We start from the raw sequence: 18,493 nt of genomic DNA, 5'->3' as shown, positions 1-18,493 counted from the left end.
GAAAGCGGATGCCCAGGCGTATAAAGGACTATCTGATTATATTGAGTGCCGGCTTGTGCTTCAGCACCGTCGTGCTCGCGGAGCACCCCACCAAACCGGAGCATTTCAACTTATTGAGTCGTGCGGGCAGCGTTCAACTGGACACTCAATTTGACAAGGCTCAGCGCCAATGGCTACAGCACAAACGCGAACTGGTGCTGGGTACCTCCGCACCTGACTACCCACCCTTCGACCTCACCTCAAGCGGCTATGATTATGAAGGTCTCACCGCTGATTACGCAGGGCTGCTGGCCAAGGCGCTCTCATTGCCGGTCAAGGTCGTACGCTATGCTTCCCGGGAGGCTTCCATCCAGGCCCTGGAAAACGGTGAAATTGATGTGCTGGGTTCCTCCAATGGCTTTGAGGCCGCAAACCCGAATCTCATTCTGTCAGCCCCCTACGCGGTGGACCAACCCGTACTGGTCACGCGCGAGGGAGAAACACGCAGCCTCAACGATGGCCTGGCAGGATTGCGCCTGAGCCTTGTCTACCATTACCTGCCGCTCAATGAAGTGCAGAGGCTGTACCCCAAGGCAATCATCCGCAGCTATCCCTCTTATCAAAATGCCTTGAATGCGGTGGCATTCGACCAGGCGGATGTGTTTCTCGGTGACACCATTTCCACCCACTACATGATTAACAAGGGCTACCTCAAAAACATCCATATGGCCAACTTCGGCAAGCATGAAGCTTTTGGGTTCAGCTTTGCGCTGCGCCAGGAGGACCGGATTCTCTTGAGCATCGTCGACTCGGTACTGGCAGCGGTCCCCATCAACGAACGCGATAGCATTGCCAAGCGCTGGAGCGCCGGCAGCGACATCCTGCTGACCGATAAGAAGCTGCAACTGACCCAGCGTGAAGAACGCTGGCTCAGAGAGCACCCCGTGGTGAAAGTCATCGTGAACGAAACGTTTGCGCCGCTCACGTTCTTCGATGCCGACGGTAACTTCCGCGGTATCACTGCCGACCTCCTGGAGCTGATTCGCTTGCGCACCGGCCTGCGCTTCTCGATCCAACGCGGGCGGGATGTCAATTCGATGATCGAGCAAGTCACTACCCAGAAAGTCGACATCATCGGGGCCATTGTTCCAAGCAATGCACGAGACACACAGCTCAATTTCAGCCGTCCCTACCTGGAAAATTCCTACGTACTGTTGACACGCAAAGAGCCCGGAGCCCCTTCGAACATGGAGCAGATGGCGGGCAAACGCTTGGCGATAACCGAAGGCAACCCCCTTACCTCCACCCTGCGCAGCGACTTCCCACAGGTTCACCTGGTGGAAACCAGCGATACCTTCAGGGCCTCGGAACTGCTCGCACAGGGGCAAGTGGACGGCGCCGTTAACACGCTGGTGATCGCCAACTACGTCCTGTCTTCACAGGTCTTCCAGGACAAGCTGCAGATCAGCTCCAGCATCGGAACAACCCCAGCAGCGTTTACCCTCGCAACCTCGCGCCACGCCACCGAACTGAGTTCAATCCTTGATAAGGCGCTGCTCAGTATCGCCCCGGATGAAATGGGGGTGATCAACAGTCGTTGGCGTGGCTACACCGCCGCATCCGACAGTTACTGGCGCAACTACCACGAGTTCATCGCACGGATCATTATCGGCACAGGGTTGCTGCTACTGATTTCCCTGGCCTGGAACGCCTACATGCGTCGCCAGATCAAGCAGCGAAAAATGGCCGAGCGCGCCCTCAACGACCAGTTCGAATTCATGCGCGCGCTGGTCAATGAAACCCCACATCCGATCTACGTCCGTGACCGCAGCGGTCTGCTGCAAACCTGCAACGACAGCTACCTGCAAGTGTTCGACGTCAGGCGAGAAGACGTGATTGGCAAAAGCGTGACCCAGATGAGCATGGCCCTGGCGTCGGAGGCGGCGCAGTACCATGCTGACTATCTGCGGGTGGTGGCCGAGGGCAACCCGCTGATCCTGGATCGAACCCTGCATATTCACGAGAAGAAACTGACCATCTACCACTGGATCCTGCCCTATCGCGATTCCACCGGCGAAGTCCAAGGCATTATCGGGGGCTGGATCGACATCAGTGACCGGCGCCAATTGTTTGATGAACTACGCGCCGCCAAGGAGCGCGCCGACGAGGCCAATCGCGCAAAAAGCACGTTTCTTGCCACCATGAGCCACGAGATCCGCACGCCGATGAACGCTGTGATCGGCATGCTCGAACTGACGCTCAAGCGCGCCGACCAAGGGCATCTGGACCGCCCGGCCATTGAAGTGGCGTACAACTCGGCCAAGGACCTGCTGGAGCTGATCGGCGATATTCTGGACATCGCACGCATTGAGTCGGGCCGTCTCAGCCTGGCTCCGGAACGCGTTAACCTGCGGGAGGTCATTGAGTCCGTGGTACGTGTATTCGATGGTCTTGCTCGCCAGAAGACCCTAAGCCTGCAGCTGGAGTTCAAGCCCGACCAGAACGACATCGAAGTCCAGATAGACCCGCTGCGTTTCAAGCAAGTACTGTCCAACCTCGTAAGTAACGCCATCAAGTTCACCGAACGCGGGCAGGTGAAGATTAAAGTGGAGCTCCAGCCGACTGAGGCGCCGGAACAGATCGAGCTGAAACTGGTTGTCGAAGACACCGGCATTGGCATTAATCGGGACGACCAACTGCGCCTGTTCGAACCATTCGCCCAAGCGGACAATTCCGGGCAACTGGCCAGGAGCGGTGCGGGGTTGGGTCTGGTGATCTGCCGCAGCCTCTGCGCAATGATGGGCGGCCAGTTAAGCCTGAGCAGTGTGCCCATGGTAGGCACCCAGGTGCATGTCAATCTGAGGATGCCCCGCCTGCACCCGATCGAGGCCGTAGGCGAACACAAGCCCGTGGCACCCGCCTCCACACCGGTGCTGAACGTGCTGGTGGTAGATGACCACCCGGCGAACCGTCTGCTGATGTGCCAACAACTGGGCTACCTTGGCCACCAATTCACCGCCGCCGAGCACGGTGCTGCCGGTTTCCAAGCCTGGCGCCAGGAGCATTTCGACCTGGTGATCGCAGACTGCAACATGCCCATCATGAATGGCTACGAGTTGAGTCGTTCCATCCGCGAGTATGAACAGCGTGAACAGTTGGCGCCCTGTGTGGTGCTGGGCTTTACCGCCAATGCTCAGCCAGAAGAAAGGCAACGGTGCGTGGAAGCTGGCATGGATGACTGCCTGTTCAAGCCCATCAGCCTTACGGTACTGGAACGGCAACTGGCACAAATCGCCCCTCGGTCTACGAGCCAACGGCTGGACATGGACTGCCTGGAGGCGCTGACCGGCGGTGATCCGCAATTGTGTCGACGCCTGCTGGACGAACTGTTGAGCAGTAGCCGTCACGACCGCAAGGTACTTATTGACCTGCTGAATGGGCAGGCAACGCCTGCGGAGATCATTGAGCAAGCCCACAAAATCAAGGGAGCCGCGCGTATCGTTCAAGCCCACTCGTTGACCGGGCAATGCGAAGCTTTGGAGCAAGCCTGTTCCCGCCATGAGGATAGGTCGGTGATCGAAGCCGGTATCAAAGCCCTGGAAAAACTCATGCTGGAACTGGAAAGGACACTGCAAGCTCAACTTCATGACCTGGATGGCCAATGAGAGACAGGGGCACGCCCCTGCCTCGCTGCTTCAGCAATCGGTCAAACGCAAGAAGATCGCAGCCAGTTGCTCGATACCCGTTTGGTCCTGAGGTGTGAAACGGGCCAACTGCGGACTGTCGAGGTCGAGGACGCCAATCAAGTGGCCGTCCTTGACCAAGGGCACCACCAGCTCACTGTTCGAGGCACTGTCACAGGCGATATGCCCGGGGAACGCATGCACGTCTTCCACCCGCTGGGTTTGCCGTGAGGCAGCCGCCGCCCCGCATACGCCACGCCCGAACGGGATTCGCACACAGGCGATCTGCCCCTGGAATGGCCCGAGCACCAGTTCCTCATTACGATTGAGATAGAAGCCTGCCCAATTCAGGTCATCCAACTGGTTGAACAGGAACGCAGAGAACTGCGCACTGTTGGCAATAAAATCCCGCTCATCCGCCAACAGTGACTCCAGTTGCGCACACAGCAGGGCATAGCCATCAAGGCCGGTACCGGCCTGTTGTAAATCGATCATGGTTGACGCTCCAGCAATTTAAGACCCACCCAGTAACGAGCGAACTGATAGGCACAACGGCCGTTGCGGTTACCGCGCCCGGTGGCCCAGCGTACCGCGAGGACATCAAGTTGTTCATCGCGCTGCCACTGCAAGCCGGCCTTGCTCGCCAACTCACCGATCCAGTGCTCCACCACATCCAGGAAGTGCTCCTGGCTAAACGGGTAGAACGACAGCCACAAGCCGAATCGGTCGGACAAGGCAATCTTGTCCTCAACCGCCTCGCTCGGGTGCAGTTCGCCGTCTACGCGCTTCCAATTGTCGTTGTCGCTCTGGTTTTCCGGCACCAGATGGCGACGGTTGGAGGTGGCATACAACAACACGTTTTCCGGCGCCTGCTCCAGGGAGCCGTCCAGCACACTCTTGAGCACGCGATAGTCGCCTTCGCCGGCCTCAAACGACAAGTCATCACAAAACAGGATGAACCGTTGCGGCAGCTTGATCAGTTGCTCAACCACGCGTGGCAGGTCGGCCAGGTGATCACGCTCGATTTCGATCAAGCGCAGGCCGGCCTTGGCGTGCTGGGCGAGCAACGCGCGGACCATGGAAGACTTGCCAGTACCGCGCGAACCCCATAACAGTGCATGGTTGGCGGGCAGGCCATCGAGAAACTGCTGGGTGTTGCGAGCCAGTTGTTCACGTTGCTTGTCCACGCCGATCAGGTCCGACAGGCGCATATCCAGGCTCACGTCCAGCGGCAACAGAAAACCGCTGCGGCCTTCGCGCTGCCAACGCGCGGCCAGGCACTGGTTCCAGTCGATAGATTGGCGAGGGGCAGGTAACAAGGGTTCCAGGCGCGCCAGTACCGCATCGGCCCGTTCAAGAAAGGCATTCAATCGCGAATCCATGTCTATTCCTCTGGCAAGTTCTTGTAAAAGATGGCGTATTGGCAACCCTGTGGCAGACCGCACAAGGCTGCGTCAAAAAAACGATTCATGCCGGGCAAGCCAGAGCTTGTGGATGTTCAGCTATGCTTGCCGGGCGAAGGGAAACGTGAAGTGGTTCAACACTCGATGGATATCAAGTTCGCCCACCGCTTGTCTTATAAACAAGCCAGATTGACTGTGCTGGTCGGTTTCGTCTTGGGAACCTTGCTCAGCCTGATCCAAATCGGCATTGATTATGCCAGTGAAGACGCATCCATCAACCGTGAAATCAGCTCGCTGATCGAAATCAGCCATAACCCCGCCTCACGGATCGCCTACAACATCGATGCCGAACTTGCCCAGGAATTGACCCTGGGCCTGCTGCGCTCCCCGGCCATCACTCACGCGCGGCTGATCGACAACAATGGTGTGGTCCTGGCTGACGTCGACCGGCCACGCAAGGAAAGTAACTACAGGCCCATCAGCGATTTTCTGTTTGGCGCCAACCGCCTGTTCGAGGACCGGCTGTACCTCAGCCATATGCCCAATGAGTCCCTTGGTGTGCTGCTCCTTGATGTGGACACCTATGCTTTTGGCAGCCGTTTCCTACGTCGCGCCGAAATCACCCTGCTCAACGGATTTGCCCGCAGCCTGCTCCTGACCGGGATCCTGCTGGGCCTGTTCTATGTGATGCTCACCCAACCCCTGGTGCGCATCATTCGAGAATTGAGTACGCGTAAACAGGCCCGCCTGGATTGCCCACCGGGGCATGAGCATGACGAAATCGGCGTGCTGGTCAGCGTCGCCAACCAGCAATTCGAAAACATGGAAACCGAAATCCAGCAGCGGCGCCACGCCGAGGATCGCCTCACGGAATACCTGGGCCAACTGGAAAATATCGTCTCCGCACGCACGCTGGAGCTCAAGGCGAGCAACCAACGCTTGAGCCAATCCAACGATGAGCTGGAGGCCGCGAAAATGACTGCGCTGGGCATGGCTCAGGCCCGGGCGGCGTTCCTGGCCAATATGAGCCATGAAATTCGCACGCCGCTCAACGGGCTGTTGGGGATGATCGCGCTGTCGCTGGACAGCCCGCTGAACGCCGAGCAGCGCCAACAACTGTCCATCGCCCATGACTCGGGCAAGGTGCTGGTCGAGTTACTCAACGATATCCTCGACCTGTCCAAGTTCGACGCCGGCCAATTGGAGCTGGAGCGTATCCCGTTCGACCTGGGCTCACTGGTGGAAGACACCGCCAACTTGCTGTCGCAGAACGCCGCGCCGAGTGTGGAGCTGACCTGCCTGATCGACCCGCAGTTTCCCGCCCAGGTCATTGGCGACCCGACACGCGTGCGGCAAATCGTCAGCAACTTGCTCTCCAATGCCTTGAAGTTCACGCGTTTCGGCCGCGTCGACGTGCGCCTGAGTGCCCACGAAGGTCTGGTCAACATTGAAGTGTGTGACACGGGCATCGGGATTGCCCAGGAAGCGCAGGTAAAGATTTTCCAGCCGTTCACCCAGGCCGGCGCCGGCATCACCCGGCAATTTGGCGGCACAGGCCTGGGGCTGGCGTTGACTCGCAACCTGTGCGAAGCCATGAAAGGTCGTTTGAGTATCAGTTCGGAGGTGGGCTTTGGCAGCCAATTCTGCGCCGAGCTGCCGCTGCCCCCCCATTTGCCGGCCACTCGGTACACTCCGCTCACCGGAGAAGTCATTGCCATCACCAGCGCCGGCGGCGGCTTGACGGAACTGCTCACCCGCCTGCTGCCCTATTGGGGGCTGACGCCACGCTGCTATTCCCAGGACGATGACTTGAGCGGGTTGACTCCCGACCTGTTGATTACCGATTGCCCGGAATGCCTGTTCCGTCTGCGCCCAGCGATTACCGCGCCGATCCTGCTGATCACCGCCTATGGCAATTTCATGCCCAGCGAAGAGGTGGCAGCCCTGGCGCCGCTCCAGCAACAAGCACGCCCATTGAGCCGTAATGCGCTGTACCAGATCCTGCAACGTAACCTGCGCAGCGATGCGCAACTGATCCTCGACCCCATCCAGATGGAAGCCCCGCCCCTCGCTCACCGGGCACGCATCCTGCTGGTGGAGGACAACCCGGTCAATCAACTGGTGGCCAAGGGGATGCTCAGCAAGCTTGGATGTGAGGTGATTGTGGCGGCCCATGGTGGCGAAGCGCTCAAGCTCCTCGAGGACCAGCGCTTCGACATGGTCCTGATGGATTGCAACATGCCGGTGATGGATGGCTACGAAGCGAGCCGGCAAATTCGCCGCAGCGGGCGCTGGCCGGACCTGCCCATCGTCGCCTTGACCGCCAACGCGCTGTCCGAAGAGCGCGAACGTTGCCGGGCGGCGGGGATGAGTGATTACCTGGCCAAGCCGTTTCGCCGCGAAGAACTCAATGCCCTGCTGGACCTGTGGGTGCCTACGACGACAAGCCTCTGATCTGCGCCAGCAACTGATCGAGGCCATCGCGCAAGGCATCGGCCTGATTCAGGTCCACACCACTGTCGCACAGCAGGCGGGTTTTCAGGCCGTGAGCCTGATCCCGCAGGTAGGCGCCAGCGTCGCTCAAGCTCAAGTGCACTTCGCGCTCATCGCGGACACTGCGCCGGCGCTTCACCAAGGCCAGTTGCTCCAGGCGCTTGAGCAGCGGCGTCAGCGTGCCCGAATCCAGCATCAGGCGCTCCCCCAGGGCCTTGACCGTAGGCTGCGGCGCCGGGGTGTCGTGCCACTCCCACAGCACCAGCATCACCACATATTGCGGATAGGTCAGGCCCAATTGATCAAGCATCGGCTTATAGGCGCGGGTCATGGCACGGGACGCCGCGTAAAGCTTGAAACACAACTGGTTGTCCAGGGCCAGGGACACGGGCGATGCGTCGGTCATTTGAGCAGGGCTTCGATCTCTCGGGTCAGGTCCTGCGGCTTGGTCGTCGGTGCAAAACGCTTGACCTGCTTGCCGTCACGGCCAATGAGAAACTTGGTGAAATTCCACTTGATACCCTTGGACCCCAGCAACCCTGGCGCCTGTTTTTTCAGCTGTACAAACAGCGGATGAGCCTCGCTGCCATTGACATCGATTTTCTTGAACAGCGGAAAGCTGACGCCGAAATTCAGCTCACAGAACTCGGATATCGCACCTTCGTTGCCCGGTTCCTGCTTGCCGAACTGGTTGCAGGGAAAGCCCAGCACCACCAGGCCCTGGTCCTTGTACTGCTGCCAGAGTTGCTCCAGGCCCTTGTACTGTGGGGTGAAGCCACACTTACTGGCGGTGTTGACCACCAAAATGGCCTTGCCGGCGAAATCGGCCAAGGTCTTTTGCTCACCCTTGATGGTGGTGCAAGGGATGCTCAGCAAGTTGTCGCTCATGGCAGTGCCTCAAATGAAGGGGTAAGAAGAGAAAACATAGCGGTCAATTCAATTGTGTGCAATTTGATTGATCAAGGTGATACCCCGTTATAGATCGCCCCCGCACGGCTCGCGGGGGCGGCCAGGGAGTCAGCGTGGCACCAGGTCCAGGCACACCGAATTGATACAGTAACGCAGGCCCGTCGGTGGAGGGCCATCCGGGAAGACATGCCCCAGGTGCGCGTCGCACTTGGCGCAGGTGACTTCAGTACGGATCATGCCGTGGCTGACGTCACGGATCTCGACCATCGCGCTGTCGGCAATGGGCGCATAGAAACTGGGCCAGCCGCAACCGGAATCAAACTTGGTGCTGGAATCGAACAGCGGCTCGTTGCAACAAATGCAGTGGTACACGCCGTCCGTCTTGGTGCCGTTGTACTTGCCGCTGAAAGGTCGCTCGGTGCCCTTGAGACGGCACACGTTGTACTGCTCCGGATCGAGCATTGCCTTCCATTCTTCAACGGTTTTCTGCAACTTTTCCATCGGTACACCTCGGCAACTGAAAAACCCTGATCTGTGTCTTTTCCATGGATCAGGTGGCACGTATGATTGCGCCTCTTCAAAACACCAGTCTGGCACCCGCGCTTTCGGCATTCAAACGTATTTATGGGTGCAGACCTCGCAGGATTCACAGTACGGTAGTGCCTACGCCGTCTGGATCGTTCATTTTCAGGATCACATCGCCATGCAGGTCAGCAAATCGAACAAGCTCGCCAACGTCTGCTACGACATTCGCGGCCCAGTGCTCAAGCACGCCAAGCGCCTGGAAGAGGAAGGTCATCGCATCCTCAAGCTGAACATTGGTAACCCGGCGCCCTTTGGTTTCGAAGCGCCGGACGAAATCCTCCAGGACGTGATCCGCAACCTGCCGACGGCCCAAGGCTACAGCGACTCCAAGGGCCTGTTCAGTGCGCGCAAGGCCGTGATGCAGTACTACCAGCAGAAGCAGGTGGAAGGTGTCGGCATTGAGGACATCTACCTGGGCAACGGCGTGTCCGAACTGATCGTGATGTCGATGCAGGCGCTGCTCAATAATGGCGACGAAGTGCTGGTACCCGCGCCGGACTATCCGTTGTGGACCGCCGCCGTGACCCTGGCCGGTGGCCACCCGGTGCACTACCTGTGCGACGAAGGCGCCGACTGGTTTCCGGACCTGGCCGACATCAAGGCCAAGATCACCCCGAACACCAAGGCCCTGGTGATCATCAACCCGAACAACCCCACCGGCGCGGTGTATTCCAGGGAAGTGCTGCTGGGCATGCTCGAACTGGCACGCCAGCACAACCTGGTGGTGTTCTCCGACGAGATCTACGACAAGATCCTCTACGATGACGCCGTACACATCTGCACCGCATCCCTGGCACCAGACCTGTTGTGCCTGACCTTCAACGGCCTGTCCAAGTCCTACCGCGTGGCGGGTTTCCGCTCCGGCTGGATCGCCATCTCCGGCCCCAAGCACAACGCCCAGAGCTACATCGAAGGCATCGACATGCTGGCCAATATGCGCCTGTGTGCCAACGTGCCGAGCCAGCATGCGATCCAGACCGCGCTCGGCGGCTACCAGAGCATCAACGACCTGATATTGCCCCAAGGTCGCTTGCTGGAGCAGCGTAACCGTACCTGGGAGTTGCTCAACGCCATCCCGGGTGTCAGTTGCGTGAAACCGATGGGCGCGCTGTATGCCTTCCCGCGGATCGACCCGAAAGTCTGCCCGATCCTCAACGACGAGAAGTTCGTGCTCGACCTGCTGCTGTCGGAAAAACTGCTGGTGGTCCAGGGCACTGCGTTCAACTGGCCGTGGCCGGATCACTTCCGCGTGGTGACATTGCCGCGAGTGGACGACCTGGAGATGGCCATCGGTCGCATCGGTAACTTCCTGAAGTCCTATCGCCAGTAACGTATTTGACGCTGTACGACCTCCTTGGGTCGTACAGCGATTATCTGGCAACACTTCTTTGTCATTGGCCGGCCGTTGTATTTCATTTGACCTCTGCCTGTGGCCTGCCCCCTATAATCATGGGGCGGCGAGGCAACCGTGGGCAGATCACGACCGACATTAAAGGTCGGAAAATCCCTTCAAGGCTCTACATTCAGGCTGTAGGACACAGTTTGAAATAGTCGCTCGGTTGAATCACCCCATGCCGCACCTTATATACCCCGCAGTACGCGACATATTAAGCATGAGGAGAACCTTACAACCATGATGCGCATCCTGCTGTTCTTGGCCACCAACCTGGCGGTCGTGCTGATTGCCAGCATCACCCTGAGCCTTTTCGGCTTCAACGGGTTCATGGCGGCCAACGGGGTTGACCTGAACCTCAATCAGCTGTTGGTTTTCTGTGCGGTCTTTGGTTTTGCCGGCTCGCTGTTCTCGCTGTTCATCTCCAAGTGGATGGCAAAGATGAGCACCAGCACCCAGGTCATCACTCAGCCACGTACCCGGCATGAGCAATGGCTGCTGCAGACCGTCGAGCAATTGTCCCGTGAAGCGGGTATCAAGATGCCCGAAGTCGGTATCTTCCCGGCGTATGAAGCCAACGCCTTTGCCACCGGCTGGAACAAGAACGACGCACTCGTTGCCGTCAGCCAAGGCATGCTCGAACGCTTCTCCTATGACGAAGTCAAGGCGGTACTGGCCCACGAGATCGGCCACGTGGCCAACGGTGACATGGTGACCCTGGCGCTGGTACAAGGCGTGGTGAACACCTTCGTGATGTTCTTCGCGCGGATCATCGGCAACTTTGTCGACAAGGTGATCTTCAAGAACGAAGAAGGCCGAGGCATTGCCTACTACGTGGCAACCATTTTCGCTGAACTGGTACTGGGCTTCCTCGCCAGCGCGATCACCATGTGGTTCTCACGCAAACGTGAGTTCCGCGCAGACGAAGCAGGTGCTCGCCTGGCCGGTACCGGGGCGATGATTGCAGCGCTGCAGCACCTGCGTTCCGAGCAGGGCCTGCCGGTGCATATGCCGGACAGCCTGACGGCATTTGGTATCAACGGCGGTATCAAGCAGGGCCTGGCTCGCCTGTTCATGAGCCACCCACCGCTGGAAGAGCGGATTGAAGCACTGCGTCGTCGGGGCTGATAACCTGGCAATACGAAAGGGGCGATTGAATCGCCCCTTTTTTGTGGCCGCGATCTACGCTTTGGCCAGCCGGTAAACGCGCTCTTCAAGACGGGTAACGCCGTCTTGTACAAACTTCCGGCTCTCGCCGAGGATGTCTTGCTCCTCCAAGATCTCCAGGGCCCAGTGGGGCCCGAGCAGTAACCGGGCCTCTGCATCGGTCACCGCAAACGGTGGGCCGGCTTTCAGTGCCTGGTCGTAGTCGAGCGTGATCAGCAACCCCTTGCAGCCAGGAGCCAGAAGGGTATTGAGATGCTCGGCGTATTGCGCCCGCATTAACGGCGGCAAAGCGATCAACGCCGCACGGTCATACAGCGCGCTGCAATCAGCCACAGCGCCAGCATCCAGGGCAAAGACATCACCGCACCACACTTCGATCAAGCCCGCGTGATACACCTTGAAAGCGCCTCTTTGGCTGACCTGCGGGGTCAGCCCCTGCTCGCCGAAGAAGGCACCCACCGCCCGCTCCGACAGTTCCACCCCCATCACGTGGTACCCGTGACTCGCCAGCCACATCAAATCCAGGCTTTTGCCACACAACGGCACCAGCACTTTCGCGCCATCAGCCAACGCCAGTCCTGGCCAATGCCGCTGCAAGTAGGGGTTAACGCCGGGCAGGTGAAAGCCGATCTGATTGCGCGCCCAGCGCTCTCGCCAAAACTTAGGCTCCATAATTCACCCTGAAAATTCGATCAAAAGACGCTAAAACTTATATTAGATTTAGATCAGTGATCTGATTGAAGATGGATCCATATTAACCCTTAGGACCGTTCCCATGCTCCCCAGCCTGTTTATCTCCCACGGCTCGCCCATGCTTGCCCTGCAACCCGGCGCCAGTGGCCCGGCCTTGCAGCGCCTGGCCGCGGAGCTGCCACGCCCGAAGGCGATTGTGGTGGTGTCGGCGCACTGGGAAAGCCAAGCGTTGCTGGTCAGCGGCGGCGTCGCTCCCGAGACCTGGCACGACTTCGGCGGCTTCCCTCGCGAGCTGTTTGCCGTGCAATACCCGGCACCGGGCAATCCACAGTTGGCCAATGAGATCGTCGAACGGCTGCATGCCGACGGCTTGGATGCGCGCATCGATGAGCAGCGCCCGTTCGACCATGGCACCTGGGTACCGCTGTCGCTGATGTACCCAGCGGCGGACATCCCCGTGGTGCAAGTCTCCCTGCCCAGCCACATGGGCCCTGCCCTGCAAACCCGCGTCGGGCATGCCTTGGCCGGCTTGCGCGCGCAGGGCGTGCTGTTGATCGGCTCGGGCAGCATCACCCATAACCTCGGCGAGCTGAACTGGCACGCCGGCCCCGAAAGCATCGAGCCATGGGCGCGAGACTTCCGCGATTGGGTGGTGGACAAGCTGGCGGCCAATGATGAAACCGCCTTGCATGACTATCGCCGCCAGGCACCGAATGCCGTGCGCAGCCATCCCAGTGATGAACATTTACTGCCGCTGTACTTCGCTCGAGGCGCCGGCGACCACTTCAGCGTGGCGCACCAAGGCTTCACCCTGGGCGCACTGGGCATGGATATCTACCGGTTCGACTGACATCTCGGTGAGCAACAGCAGCAGGCAAAAAAAATCCCCGAACCAGTCGGGGATTTTTTATGTGCGATCAATCAGCCCGTGGGCAGATCAATCTTCGCGGTAGCGACGCAGCTTGAGCTGCTTACCGGCAACGCGAGTGTCTTTCAGCTTGGCCAGCAGTTTTTCCAGACCGTCTTCCGGCAGCTCCACCAGGGAGAAGCTGTCACGCACCTGGATGCGACCGATGGCTTCACGTGCCAGGCCACCCTCGTTGAGGATAGCGCCGAGCAGGTTCTTGGCAGCGATACCATCACGCGCACCCAGCGCGGTACGGCAACGAGCACGACCTTCAGCCAATGGAACCGGAGCACGACGCTCACGATCACCACGGTCTGGACGGTCGCCGGAACGCTCTGGACGATCACCGCGTGGCGCGCTGTTCGGAACCAGTGGACGTTCTTTCTCGATGGCTGCCAGGGTCAAGGCCTGACCGTTGGTAGCTTTGCGCAGCAGGGCTGCAGCCAGGGCACGTGGGGTGCAACCGATATCGGCGGTCAGGCGGTCCAGCAGGTCGCCGTGGGTCGATTCAGCGTCAGCCACCAGTGGCGACAGGCTGTTGGTCAGTTTCTTGATGCGGGCATCGAGAACGGCCTGGGCATCCGGCAGGCGAACTTCGGCAACCTTCTGACCGGTTACACGCTCGATCACTTGCAGCATGCGGCGCTCACGTGGAGTCACCAACAGCAGGGCACGACCTTCGCGACCGGCACGGCCAGTACGGCCGATACGGTGAACGTAGGACTCTGGATCGTACGGCATGTCAACGTTGAACACGTGGGTGATACGTGGAACGTCAAGGCCACGCGCAGCAACGTCGGTCGCCACAACGATGTCCAGACGGCCATCCTTGAGGGAGTCGATCACGCGCTCACGCTGGTTCTGGGCGATGTCGCCGTTCAGCGCAGCGGCTTTGTAGCCTTTGGCTTCCAGGGCACTGGCCAGGTCCAGGGTCGCTTGCTTGGTGCGCACGAACATGATCAGGGCGTCGAAGTCTTCAACTTCCAGCAGGCTCAATACAGCCGAGGTCTTCTGGTCAGCGTGAACCAACAGGTGAGCCTGTTCGATCGCGGTAACGGTCTGAGTCTTGGTCTGGATCTTCACGTGTTGCGGATCGCGCAGATGGCGTTCGGCAATGGCACGGATCGACTGTGGCAAGGTGGCCGAGAACAGTACAGTCTGACGGGTCGGTGGCAGTGCCTTGAAGATAACTTCCAGGTCGTCCATGAAGCCCAGCTTGAGCATTTCGTCAGCTTCGTCGAGAACCAGGTGGTTCACGGTCGACAGGACTTTCTCGTCACGACGCAGGTGGTCGCACAGACGGCCCGGAGTGGCGACAACGATTTGTGCGCCGTTACGGATGGCTTTCAGTTGTGGGCCCATAGGCGCGCCGCCGTAAACGGCCACAACGGTTACACCTGGCATTTGCTTGGCGTAGGTTTCGAAAGCGGTTGCTACTTGCAGCGCCAACTCACGGGTTGGCGCCAGGATCAGGGCTTGCGGCTCGCGCTTGGCAGGATCGATGCAGTGCAGGATAGGCAGGGCGAACGCGGCGGTTTTACCGGTACCGGTTTGCGCCTGGCCAATCATGTCCTGGCCGGCCATGATGATCGGGATCGATTGCTGCTGAATCGCCGAAGGCTCTTCGTAGCCAGTCGCTGCGACGGCTGCAAGAATATTCGGGTTAAGATTAAAAGCGGCGAAGCCGCCGGTTTCCTGGGTCATGGGTCTGCCTCTAAGTGCATCCGCAAAGACCCATGCTCCAAAGCTGCGCATGCCGTGTTGAGACTCAAGAGTCGCCCTGGCTGCTTTGTCGGCGGGGATTTGCGAAAACGAATGAATGAAAAAGATTCGTCAAGGAAGAGTCCGCTGTGCGGACGTGCAGCCGAAGCTGACTTCGGGGAATTGCGCTACCTAAACGCGGCCCGGTTAAAGGCCGGCGCGCACTATACCGGAAATACCTGAAAAAGGGAGCTTTTTTTATCGCAAAGCACCGATAAACCGCGCTGCATCAATGCCTTTGCAGAGAGGTGCGCCAGGGTCTATTTTTCAAAGGCCCGGCCCTGCTGGTCATGACGCTTAAACGGTTCACCCTCTTCACAGAGACCTTTGGTCTGAAACCTTAACCCCCACCCGAGGACACACCCGATGAGTCAAGCCAGCCGCAGCCGTGTCAGCCGTGCACTCCAGGGCCATGTCCTGTTGTTGGGCCTGGACCGGGTAGACAAGCGCAATGCCTTTGACCTGGATTTGCTCAATGAACTGAGCCTGGCCTATGGCGAATTTGATCGAAACGATGATGCACGGGTGGCCGTGGTGTTTGCCCACGGCGACCACTTCACGGCCGGGCTGGACCTGGCCAATGTCAGCGGCGTGATGGCGGGAGGCTGGCAGCCGCCGCTCGGGGGCTGCGATCCCTGGGGCGTGTTTGCCGGCCCGCGCGTGAGCAAACCGGTGATTGTCGCCGCCCAAGGCTATTGCCTGACCATCGGTATCGAGCTGATGCTGGCCGCGGACATCAACCTCTGCGCAAGCAACACACGCTTTGCACAGATGGAAGTGCAGCGTGGAATCTTCCCGTTTGGCGGCGCGACGTTGCGCTTTCATCAGATCGCCGGTTGGGGCAACGCCATGCGCTGGCTGCTGACCGGCGATGAGTTCGATGCACACGAGGCCCTGCGCCTGGGGTTGGTGCAAGAAGTGATGGCCAGTGAAGACCTGCTGCCCCGCGCCATCGAGTTGGCTAATCGCATCGCACGCCAGGCGCCGCTTGGCGTGCAGGCGACGTTGATGTCGGCCCGCCAGGCGCGCACGGAAGGCGAAGCCGTCGCAGCCGCCGCGTTAGCGCCGATGGTGGACAAACTGCTTAACAGTGAAGATGCCAAAGAGGGTGTGCGGGCAATGGTCGAGAAGCGGCCGGGGGTGTTCAAGGGCATTTGAGTATCAACCGTGATGGCCTCATCGGGAGCAAGCCCCCTCCCACATTTGGAACGCATTTCAACGGTGGGAGGGGGCTTGAGCAGGCAACTTAAGTCGCCGGTCGAATCGCCTTGATCAACGACTGCAATGAGTAGCCCAGTCGCGGCGCCAGTGCTTCGGCGCGTGCCGACAGGGCGTCGAGGTCCAATGCCTGATCCAGGTCCGAAGGCACCAGCAGGATCACATTGCCCTCCTTCACCGGCAACTCCCAGTAATGTCGGTGGTACAAGCCACGCAACAATGCCGCCCCCAGGGGTTTACCGTCATCGGTAGCCCACTGGTTGATCACCAGCCAGCCGCCCGGGTTGAGCTTCTTCTGGCAATTTTCCAGGAACGTCCAGGCCAGATGCCCGACGCCCGGGCCGACATCGGTATACAGGTCGACAAAAATCAGGTCGGCCGATTCGGCGCTGTCGAGCAGTTGCAGGGCATCCCCCACGCGGATATACAGGCGCGGGTCATCGTCCAGCCCCAGGTACTCGATCGCCAGGCGCGGCACATCGGGACGCAACTCGATGGCTTCGACGTCTTCAAGCGCCAGGAACTTGAGGCAAGCCTGGGTCAGCGTCCCAGCCCCAAGCCCCAGGAACAGCGCACTCTCCGGCTGTTCATGGCACAACGCACCAATCAACATCGCACGGGTGTAATCGTACTCCAGCCAGCTCGGGTCAGCGGTGAACACGCAGCTCTGCTCGATGGCGTCGCCAAACTCGAGAAACCGGTAATCAGCCACTTCAAGCACACGGATCATGCCGAAATCATCATGGACTTCGGCCAGCAGGCGCTCGACACGCTCCTCGCTCATCACTACTCCTAAGGGGGTTGCCGCACAGCAAAGGCGCGATTGTCGGCCAAGCGGCAGCAGCAGGTCACGCACTAATTGCTGATAACATTGGCGGTAACGTCAACTAACCAAACGAGTTCATGATGAGCCAACCCTGGAGCCCCGACAGCTGGCGCGCCCTGCCTATCCAGCAACAACCCCAGTACCCGGACGCTGCGCACTTGTTGCAAGTGGAACAGAGCCTGGCCAGCTACCCGCCACTGGTGTTTGCGGGGGAAGCCCGCGAATTGCGCCGTCAGTTTGCCGAAGTGACCCAGGGTCGCGCCTTTCTGTTGCAAGGTGGCGATTGCGCCGAGAGCTTCGCCGAGTTTTCCGCCGCGAAAATCCGCGACACCTTCAAAGTACTGCTGCAGATGGCGATCGTCATGACGTTCGCCGCCGGTTGCCCGGTGGTGAAAGTCGGGCGCATGGCCGGCCAATTCGCCAAGCCGCGCTCGTCCAATGATGAAACCATCGACGGCATCACCCTGCCCGCCTACCGCGGCGATATCGTCAACGGTATCGGTTTCGACGAAAAAAGCCGTGTGCCGGACCCGGAACGCCTGTTGCAGTCCTACCACCAGTCCACGGCCACCCTCAACTTGCTGCGCGCCTTTGCCCAGGGTGGTTTTGCCGACCTGCACCAGGTGCACAAGTGGAACCTGGATTTTATCGCCAACTCCGCGCTGGCTGAAAAATACAGCCAACTGGCTGATCGCATCGACGAGACCCTGGCCTTCATGCGCGCCTGCGGCATGGACAGCTCGCCGCAACTGCGCGAAACCAGCTTCTTCACCGCCCACGAAGCGCTACTGCTCAACTACGAACAAGCCTTCGTGCGTCGTGACAGCCTGACCAACGACTACTACGACTGCTCGGCCCATATGCTGTGGATCGGCGACCGTACCCGCCAGTTGGATGGCGCCCATGTCGAATTCCTGCGCGGGGTGAACAACCCGATTGGGGTCAAGGTTGGCCCGAGCATGAACCCCGACGACCTGATTCGCTTGATCGACATCCTCAACCCGGACAACGACCCCGGCCGCCTCAACCTGATCGCACGCATGGGCGCAGGCAAGGTCGGCGACCACTTGCCCAACCTGATCCGCGCCGTGCAGCGCGAGGGCAAGCAGGTACTGTGGAGCTCCGACCCGATGCATGGCAACACCATCAAGGCCAGCAGCGGCTATAAGACCCGCGACTTCGCGCAGATCCTGGGTGAGGTGAAGGAGTTCTTCCAGGTGCACCACGCAGAAGGCAGCTATGCGGGCGGGATCCATATCGAGATGACCGGGCAGAATGTCACCGAGTGCATCGGCGGCGCACGGCCGATCACCGAAGACGGTTTGTCAGACCGTTATCACACCCATTGCGACCCACGAATGAACGCTGACCAGTCGCTGGAGCTGGCGTTCCTGATTGCCGAGACTTTGAAGCAGGTCAAGCGCTGAGATTTTAGTTGGCATGGCTGACGCCATCGGGAGCATGCATGCCCTTGTG

Annotated in this window: 15 protein-coding genes; 7 read left to right on the top strand and 8 right to left on the bottom strand. The window is 59.6% G+C overall.

Annotated elements, in window-relative coordinates; translation table 11 throughout:
• Positions 1 to 8 precede the first annotated feature (8 nt).
• Entirely contained in the window at positions 9 to 3,644 is a 3,636-nt protein-coding gene (locus M5B43_RS23665) for a transporter substrate-binding domain-containing protein (protein ID WP_248752336.1), read from the top strand.
• A 30-nt stretch (positions 3,645 to 3,674) separates the two neighbouring features.
• On the opposite strand, the gene M5B43_RS23660 is transcribed toward M5B43_RS23665, so the two are convergent.
• Positions 3,675 to 4,157: a GAF domain-containing protein gene (locus M5B43_RS23660; RefSeq protein WP_248752335.1), complete on the bottom strand. Its 483-nt coding sequence runs from the start codon at positions 4,155 to 4,157 to the stop codon at positions 3,675 to 3,677.
• Complete coding sequence (locus M5B43_RS23655) at positions 4,154 to 5,044, bottom strand: ATP-binding protein (RefSeq protein WP_248752334.1); 891 nt, start codon at positions 5,042 to 5,044, stop codon at positions 4,154 to 4,156. The genes M5B43_RS23660 and M5B43_RS23655 overlap by 4 nt, the downstream gene beginning before the upstream one ends.
• A 165-nt stretch (positions 5,045 to 5,209) precedes the next feature.
• On the opposite strand from M5B43_RS23655, the gene M5B43_RS23650 reads away from it, so the two are divergent.
• Positions 5,210 to 7,519: a response regulator gene (locus tag M5B43_RS23650; RefSeq protein ID WP_248752333.1), complete on the top strand. Its 2,310-nt coding sequence runs from the start codon at positions 5,210 to 5,212 to the stop codon at positions 7,517 to 7,519.
• Here the strand turns inward: M5B43_RS23650 and M5B43_RS23645 are convergent.
• The 3 genes from M5B43_RS23645 to msrB form a co-directional block, all read right to left on the bottom strand.
• Positions 7,500 to 7,964, bottom strand: a complete 465-nt coding sequence (locus M5B43_RS23645) for a MarR family transcriptional regulator (RefSeq protein WP_248752332.1) — start codon at positions 7,962 to 7,964, stop codon at positions 7,500 to 7,502. The genes M5B43_RS23650 and M5B43_RS23645 overlap by 20 nt on opposite strands.
• Positions 7,961 to 8,446: a glutathione peroxidase gene (locus M5B43_RS23640; protein ID WP_248752331.1), complete on the bottom strand. Its 486-nt coding sequence runs from the start codon at positions 8,444 to 8,446 to the stop codon at positions 7,961 to 7,963. The genes M5B43_RS23645 and M5B43_RS23640 overlap by 4 nt, the downstream gene beginning before the upstream one ends.
• A 129-nt stretch (positions 8,447 to 8,575) precedes the next feature.
• Positions 8,576 to 8,968 (bottom strand): peptide-methionine (R)-S-oxide reductase MsrB, encoded by a 393-nt coding sequence (gene msrB, locus M5B43_RS23635; protein WP_248752330.1) that lies wholly within the window; start codon positions 8,966 to 8,968, stop codon positions 8,576 to 8,578.
• A gap of 202 nt (positions 8,969 to 9,170) precedes the next feature.
• Between msrB and M5B43_RS23630 the strand changes: the two genes are divergently transcribed.
• A complete protein-coding gene (locus M5B43_RS23630; RefSeq protein ID WP_044273990.1) occupies positions 9,171 to 10,382 on the top strand; it encodes a pyridoxal phosphate-dependent aminotransferase in 1,212 nt (403 codons plus the stop codon).
• A 303-nt stretch (positions 10,383 to 10,685) separates the two neighbouring features.
• Positions 10,686 to 11,573, top strand: coding sequence for a protease HtpX (gene htpX, locus M5B43_RS23625; protein ID WP_248752329.1), 888 nt, complete (start codon positions 10,686 to 10,688; stop codon positions 11,571 to 11,573).
• 54 nt (positions 11,574 to 11,627) lie between these two features.
• Here the strand turns inward: htpX and M5B43_RS23620 are convergent, their stop codons facing one another.
• Positions 11,628 to 12,284, bottom strand: a complete 657-nt coding sequence (locus M5B43_RS23620) for a thiopurine S-methyltransferase (protein ID WP_248752328.1) — start codon at positions 12,282 to 12,284, stop codon at positions 11,628 to 11,630.
• Between the two features lie 103 nt (positions 12,285 to 12,387).
• On the opposite strand from M5B43_RS23620, the gene M5B43_RS23615 reads away from it, so the two are divergent.
• Positions 12,388 to 13,155 carry a class III extradiol ring-cleavage dioxygenase gene (locus tag M5B43_RS23615; RefSeq protein ID WP_248752327.1) on the top strand — a complete coding sequence of 256 codons (768 nt, stop codon included), beginning with the start codon at positions 12,388 to 12,390 and terminating at the stop codon, positions 13,153 to 13,155.
• An 87-nt stretch (positions 13,156 to 13,242) separates the two neighbouring features.
• On the opposite strand, the gene M5B43_RS23610 is transcribed toward M5B43_RS23615, so the two are convergent.
• Positions 13,243 to 14,916, bottom strand: a complete 1,674-nt coding sequence (locus tag M5B43_RS23610) for a DEAD/DEAH box helicase (RefSeq protein WP_248752326.1) — start codon at positions 14,914 to 14,916, stop codon at positions 13,243 to 13,245.
• Between the two features lie 423 nt (positions 14,917 to 15,339).
• Between M5B43_RS23610 and M5B43_RS23605 the strand changes: the two genes are divergently transcribed.
• Entirely contained in the window at positions 15,340 to 16,131 is a 792-nt protein-coding gene (locus M5B43_RS23605) for a crotonase/enoyl-CoA hydratase family protein (protein ID WP_248752325.1), read from the top strand.
• A gap of 88 nt (positions 16,132 to 16,219) precedes the next feature.
• On the opposite strand, the gene M5B43_RS23600 is transcribed toward M5B43_RS23605, so the two are convergent.
• On the bottom strand, positions 16,220 to 16,975 hold the full coding sequence (locus M5B43_RS23600; RefSeq protein ID WP_248752324.1) for a spermidine synthase: 756 nt from the start codon (positions 16,973 to 16,975) through the stop codon (positions 16,220 to 16,222).
• A 122-nt stretch (positions 16,976 to 17,097) separates the two neighbouring features.
• Between M5B43_RS23600 and M5B43_RS23595 the strand changes: the two genes are divergently transcribed.
• Positions 17,098 to 18,444, top strand: a complete 1,347-nt coding sequence (locus M5B43_RS23595; protein WP_248752323.1) for a class II 3-deoxy-7-phosphoheptulonate synthase — start codon at positions 17,098 to 17,100, stop codon at positions 18,442 to 18,444.
• Positions 18,445 to 18,493: the final 49 nt, after the last annotated feature.

Origin of the sequence: Pseudomonas sp. MWU15-20650, assembly GCF_023242475.1 — a bacterium.
GTDB lineage: Bacteria > Pseudomonadota > Gammaproteobacteria > Pseudomonadales > Pseudomonadaceae > Aquipseudomonas.
Note: the sequence above shows the minus strand (reverse complement) of the source record. Positions and strands in the feature narration are given on the sequence as shown.

Coding starts and splice junctions, on each gene's coding strand:
- M5B43_RS23665 (WP_248752336.1), top strand. CDS start 9: ATGCCCAGGCGTATAAAGGACTATCTGATTATATTGAGTGCCGGCTTG.
- M5B43_RS23660 (WP_248752335.1), bottom strand. CDS start 4,157: ATGATCGATTTACAACAGGCCGGTACCGGCCTTGATGGCTATGCCCTG.
- M5B43_RS23655 (WP_248752334.1), bottom strand. CDS start 5,044: ATGGATTCGCGATTGAATGCCTTTCTTGAACGGGCCGATGCGGTACTG.
- M5B43_RS23650 (WP_248752333.1), top strand. CDS start 5,210: ATGGATATCAAGTTCGCCCACCGCTTGTCTTATAAACAAGCCAGATTG.
- M5B43_RS23645 (WP_248752332.1), bottom strand. CDS start 7,964: ATGACCGACGCATCGCCCGTGTCCCTGGCCCTGGACAACCAGTTGTGT.
- M5B43_RS23640 (WP_248752331.1), bottom strand. CDS start 8,446: ATGAGCGACAACTTGCTGAGCATCCCTTGCACCACCATCAAGGGTGAG.
- msrB (WP_248752330.1), bottom strand. CDS start 8,968: ATGGAAAAGTTGCAGAAAACCGTTGAAGAATGGAAGGCAATGCTCGAT.
- M5B43_RS23630 (WP_044273990.1), top strand. CDS start 9,171: ATGCAGGTCAGCAAATCGAACAAGCTCGCCAACGTCTGCTACGACATT.
- htpX (WP_248752329.1), top strand. CDS start 10,686: ATGATGCGCATCCTGCTGTTCTTGGCCACCAACCTGGCGGTCGTGCTG.
- M5B43_RS23620 (WP_248752328.1), bottom strand. CDS start 12,284: ATGGAGCCTAAGTTTTGGCGAGAGCGCTGGGCGCGCAATCAGATCGGC.
- M5B43_RS23615 (WP_248752327.1), top strand. CDS start 12,388: ATGCTCCCCAGCCTGTTTATCTCCCACGGCTCGCCCATGCTTGCCCTG.
- M5B43_RS23610 (WP_248752326.1), bottom strand. CDS start 14,916: ATGACCCAGGAAACCGGCGGCTTCGCCGCTTTTAATCTTAACCCGAAT.
- M5B43_RS23605 (WP_248752325.1), top strand. CDS start 15,340: ATGAGTCAAGCCAGCCGCAGCCGTGTCAGCCGTGCACTCCAGGGCCAT.
- M5B43_RS23600 (WP_248752324.1), bottom strand. CDS start 16,975: ATGAGCGAGGAGCGTGTCGAGCGCCTGCTGGCCGAAGTCCATGATGAT.
- M5B43_RS23595 (WP_248752323.1), top strand. CDS start 17,098: ATGAGCCAACCCTGGAGCCCCGACAGCTGGCGCGCCCTGCCTATCCAG.